Origin of the sequence: Mesorhizobium sp., from assembly GCF_004962925.1 — a bacterium.
Lineage (GTDB): Bacteria > Pseudomonadota > Alphaproteobacteria > Rhizobiales > Rhizobiaceae > Mesorhizobium.
Window position 1 is genome coordinate 19,649 of the sequence record NZ_SUEO01000080.1, and the last position, 4,600, is coordinate 24,248.

General features: G+C 64.0%; 6 protein-coding genes and 1 pseudogene. 1 reads left to right on the forward strand and 6 read right to left on the reverse strand.

What is annotated here, in order from left to right:
- The 6 genes and pseudogenes from E5W87_RS17275 to E5W87_RS17300 all read right to left on the reverse strand — a co-directional run.
- A pseudogene (locus E5W87_RS17275) lies at window positions 1–230 on the reverse strand (4-diphosphocytidyl-2C-methyl-D-erythritol kinase); the annotation flags it as partial.
- Window positions 227–931, reverse strand: coding sequence for an XdhC family protein (locus E5W87_RS17280; RefSeq protein WP_292399780.1), 705 nt, complete (start codon window positions 929–931; stop codon window positions 227–229). The gene E5W87_RS17280 and the pseudogene E5W87_RS17275, both read right to left, overlap by 4 nt.
- An 8-nt stretch (window positions 932–939) precedes the next feature.
- Window positions 940–1,278, reverse strand: a complete 339-nt coding sequence (locus tag E5W87_RS17285; protein ID WP_292399798.1) for an XdhC family protein — start codon at window positions 1,276–1,278, stop codon at window positions 940–942.
- Window positions 1,279–1,306: 28 nt separating this feature from the next.
- A complete protein-coding gene (locus E5W87_RS17290; RefSeq protein ID WP_292399783.1) occupies window positions 1,307–2,557 on the reverse strand; it encodes a VWA domain-containing protein in 1,251 nt (416 codons plus the stop codon).
- Window positions 2,558–2,561: 4 nt separating this feature from the next.
- On the reverse strand, window positions 2,562–3,491 hold the full coding sequence (locus E5W87_RS17295) for a MoxR family ATPase (RefSeq protein WP_292399786.1): 930 nt from the start codon (window positions 3,489–3,491) through the stop codon (window positions 2,562–2,564).
- 28 nt (window positions 3,492–3,519) lie between these two features.
- Window positions 3,520–4,014 (reverse strand): flavin reductase, encoded by a 495-nt coding sequence (locus E5W87_RS17300; protein WP_292399789.1) that lies wholly within the window; start codon window positions 4,012–4,014, stop codon window positions 3,520–3,522.
- Between the two features lie 188 nt (window positions 4,015–4,202).
- Between E5W87_RS17300 and E5W87_RS17305 the strand changes: the two genes are divergently transcribed.
- A partial coding sequence (locus E5W87_RS17305; protein ID WP_292399792.1) for an ABC transporter substrate-binding protein occupies window positions 4,203–4,600 on the forward strand: 398 nt, incomplete at its 3' end.

Here is a 4,600-nt window from a genome sequence, read left to right on the forward strand (position 1 = left end):
ATGTTGCGGTGGATCATGCTTTCGGCGATTTTTTCGGCGGCAGCGTCCTCGCTCAAATCATCGGGAGCAAGAACTGCCGCGACGACCTCCGAGATCCCCGCTGCCTTGAGCAAAGACACATCGTCGGCGCTCAGCTTGTGCGCCTTGCGGAAGCGCCGTTCTCCGGCCGTGGTGGCATGCGCCAGTACCGCACCCTCGGCTGTGTCGATCGGAATCCGTCCGAATATCACGCTGCCGCATCCTTGGCTTCGAGGCCCCGCGAGCGAAAGGCCTGGATCGCCTGCGCCAGCACAGCGACCGCTATCTCGGCCGGGCTCGCTGCGCCGATGTCCAAGCCGATCGGCGCATGGATGCGGGCGATCTGGTCGGCGGTCGCGCCCAATGCCAGCAGGCGCTCGACGCGCTTCGCATGGGTCTTGCGGCTGCCGAGCGCCCCGACATAGAAGCAGTTGGCGTCGAGCGCCGCCTTCAGCGCGAAGTCGTCGATCTTCGGATCATGGGTGACTGCTGCCAACGCCGTATAGCTGTCGAGCGGCTGGCGCTTCAGGACGTCCTCCGGCCATTCGGCATGCAGCGCCACATCGGGAAAGCGGTCTGATGTGGCGAAGGCCGTGCGCGGATCGACGATCTCGACGGGGTAGCCGGCGATCTTCGCCATCGGCGCCAGCGCCTGGGTGATATGGACTGCGCCGATCACCAACAGGCGCGGCTGCGGCAGATAAGCGTTGAGGAAGAAGGTTCGCCCTTCCGCTTCGACCGACCCGGAATTGCCAGTGCGAAACGCCTTGGCGATCGCAGCGCCCAATTCGCCAGCGACCTGATCGCCTTCGCGCACGATGCGATCGCGGCCGTCGCCGAGATCGGTGACCAGGATCGCCGCGCGGCGGGCGCGGCGTTCGGCGTTCAGCGTCTTCAACGCATAAGGATCCATTGCCCGGCCTAACCCAACCGCTCGACATAGACTTTGATGCGGCCACCGCAGGACAGGCCGACCTGCCAGGCGGTTTCGTCGGCGACGCCGAACTCCAGCATCTTCGCGTTGCCGCTGTCGATGACGTCGATCGCCTCGGTCACCACCGCGCCTTCGACGCAGCCGCCAGAGACGGAGCCGTGGAAATTGCCTTCCGCGTCAATGACCAGATGGCTGCCGACCGGGCGCGGCGCCGAGCCCCAGGTCTCGACCACGGTGGCAATGGCGATATCCTTGCCGTCCTTCATCCAGCCTTCCGCGATGATCAGCGGATCGCGCGCCTCATCCAGATAAATGCTGCTTTCCATCATCGTTTCTCCCGGAGAAAACATATGGCTATGCGGCGCTTCTCGCGCCACCCTCAATCCATCTGCGCGGATCGACGGAGCGCGCCGAATTCTTGTCCAGCGACGCGCAGAGATCGGCGAGCGCATCGAGATTGTGCACCGAGCGGAACTCGTCGACATGCGGCAGCATCGCCTTGACGCCGCGGGCGCGGGCCTCGAAGCCGTCGAAGCGCAGCAGCGGGTTCAGCCAGATCAGCCGCCGGCAAGATTTGTGCAGGCGCTCCATTTCCTCCGACAGGCCGGCCACGTCGTCGCGCTCCAGCCCATCGGTGATCAGGAGAACGACCGCGCCCTGCCCCAGCACACGCCGCGACCACAGCCGGTTGAATTCGGCCAGCGTGTCGCCGATGCGGGTGCCGCCCGACCAGTCCATCACCGCCGCTGAGCAATCGGCGAGTGCCGCGTCGGGATCGCGATGGCGCATCTGCCGCGTCAGATTTGTCAGCCTGGTGCCGAAGACGAAGGCGTGCACGCGCCGGCGCTTTTCGGTCAGCGCGTGCAGGAAATGCAGAAAGATGCGCGTGTACTGGCTCATCGAGCCGGAAATATCGGCAAGCACGACCAGCGGCGGGTGAACCTCGCGCGGCGACCGGAATTTCGGCAGGATCAGTTCGCCGCCAGTGCGCGCGGCCGAGCGCATCATGGCGCGCGGGTCGATGCGGCGGCCATGCGCATTGGATTTGAAACGCCGTGTTCTGACCATATCGAAGGGCAGCCGCAACTCGGCGATCGCCTTCTTGGCGTCAGTCAGCTCGGCGGCGTTCATCTGGGCAAAGTCCTTGCCCCTCAGCACCTCGTTGCCGGAAAAAGTGAAGCGGGCGTCGACCTCGATCTCGGGGATTTCTTGCATCGGCTGGTTCTTCTGGTGGCCCTCGAACATCGCCTGGCTGACGCGGTTTTCTGCAGCACGCGGCCTCTGCTTTTCACGGTTGTTCGGCGCCACCGGCGAAAACATCGCCAGCATCTTTTCGATCAGCTCGTGCGATTTCCAGAACAGCCGGAAAGTCTCGTCGAAGGTGGGGTGATCCTCATGCCGCGACACCAGCACGGCATGCAGCGTCCAATAGAAATCGTCGCGGGAACCGATGCCGGCCGCCAGCACGGCCTCGATCGCATCCTTGACCGAAGCCGGGCCGACCCGCATGCCGGCTTTGCGCAAGGTGCGGGCGAAATAAACGATGTTGTCGGCGATCCGCCCGTCCGCTATGGCCTCTTTCGGTTCGGGACGCGGCATTGCCATCGCACTACTCCGCCGCCGAAAGCTCGGCCTTCACCTCATTGAGGATGCGCCGGCCTTCGCCTTGCTCGATGCGGGCAATGTCGTCCTGGTATTTCAACAGCACGCCGATCGTGTCGGAAACGGTCTCCGGATCGAGCGCTACCTTGTCGAGTTCGGTCAGCGCGCCGGCCCAGTCTATGGTCTCGGCGACGCCCGGCACCTTGAACAGCTCGATCTGGCGCAGCTTCTGGATGAACGAAACCACCTCTGCCGACAGCCGGCTGTTGGCCTGCGGCACCTTTCTGCGCACGATCTCCAGCTCGCGCTCGGCATTGGGATAATCGACCCAGTGATAGAGGCAGCGCCGCTTCAGCGCGTCGTGGATCTCGCGGGTGCGGTTGGTGGTGATGATGACGATCGGTGGCTCCTCCGCCTTGATCGTGCCGAGTTCGGGCACCGTCACTTGGAAATCGGAAAGGATTTCGAGCAGGAATGCCTCGAAGGCCTCGTCGGTGCGGTCGAGCTCGTCGATCAGGAAGACCGGGGCGGCGCCCGCCTTGCCGGTCAGCGCGTCGAGCACCGGTCGGCGGATCAGGTACTTTTCGGAAAACACGTTGCGCTCCATGTCGGAGCGGTCGACCTTGCCGGCCGCCTCTTCCATGCGGATCTCGATCATCTGCGCGGCGTAATTCCACTCGTAGACAGCGGACGAGACATCGAGGCCTTCATAGCATTGCAGGCGGATCAGCCGGCGGCCGAGCGCTTGCGCCAGCACCTTGGCGATCTCGGTCTTGCCGACGCCGGCCTCGCCCTCGAGGAACAGCGGCCGTTTCATGCGCAGCGATAAAAACAGCACGGTCGCCAAAGACCGGTCCGCCACATAGTCCGCGCCGGTCAGCAGATCGAGCGTCTCGTCGATCGTCAGCGGCGCGGGACGCGGTTTCAACTCGGTCATTCTCTCTCCGTGAGTGCAACCATACCCGTCACAGAACGTGGTAGCCGCGGTCGTGATAGATCAGCGGCCGCAAATTATCGCCGGTGCGCAGGCCTGTCACCTTGCCAAAAAGCACACGATGGGTGGCCAGATCCTTGATGTCGATCAGTTCGCAGTCGAACACGGCAAGCGCGCCCTTCAGCGTCGGCGCACCGGTCGAGATCACATCCCACTCGCCCAACGCGAAACGTTCTTCGACCGGCAGACCGGTGAGGCCGGAAAAGCCGACCGACAATGCCTCCTGATCCGAAGCCAGCGTGTTCAAGGCGAACTTGCCGTTTTTCACGAACGGCTCGTTCTTGGGATTTTCGCGATTGAGACAAACCAGGATGGTCGGCGGCGTATCCGACACCGAACAGGCCGCAATCACAGTCGCACCGCGCCTGCCGGCGGAACCGTCGGTGGTGACCACATGGACGTGGCCGGCAAAATGGCTCATCGCGTCGCGATAGGCCTGCGGCCCTATGTCGTTCTTCTTCAGCACCGGCGATTTCCATTGGTTTGAAGCGAAATGAACCCACCGTTATATATGGCGGCATATTGCATGCCACAAGCGAAGTGGTTGACATGCATCCTGAATTTCGCGTGTTGCGTGGAAGCTAGCCAGCCTTTAGGTCTTGGCAGGAAGTGGCGCCGGCAAACGCGACCGGCGCGGAGGAATTCTTCGCTCGCATGCGACCCCGGACAATGACATTAGCGGTGCTGGCCTGGCTGTCTCTCGCCGGCAGTGCGAACGCCGAGACGCTGCTGGTCGGCGTCGCCGCACCACTGTCCGGCCCATCGGCGATCCTCGGCAAGCAGATCGAGGCGGGCGCCGGCTTGGCGGCAGAGGCGAACGGCGCCCAGCTCAAGATGGTCGACGACGGCTGCACGGCCGCTGGCGGGGCTGCCGCAGCGAGGGAACTCGCCACGGCGAAAGTCAGCGTGGTCGTCGGCTTCCTCTGCACCGAGGCGATCGAGGCGGCTCTGCCGATCCTGAAGGACGCCAACATACCGGTCATCACCGTCGGCGTGCGCACCGAAAGCCTGACCGACCGGCGCGCCAAGACCGGCTGGCCCGTCTTTCGTCT

Excerpts from the sequence above, each read along its gene's own strand:
- E5W87_RS17280 (WP_292399780.1), bottom strand. The coding sequence starts at position 931 with ATGGATCCTTATGCGTTGAAGACGCTGAACGCCGAACGCCGCGCCCGC.
- E5W87_RS17285 (WP_292399798.1), bottom strand. The coding sequence starts at position 1,278 with ATGGAAAGCAGCATTTATCTGGATGAGGCGCGCGATCCGCTGATCATC.
- E5W87_RS17290 (WP_292399783.1), bottom strand. The coding sequence starts at position 2,557 with ATGGCAATGCCGCGTCCCGAACCGAAAGAGGCCATAGCGGACGGGCGG.
- E5W87_RS17295 (WP_292399786.1), bottom strand. The coding sequence starts at position 3,491 with ATGACCGAGTTGAAACCGCGTCCCGCGCCGCTGACGATCGACGAGACG.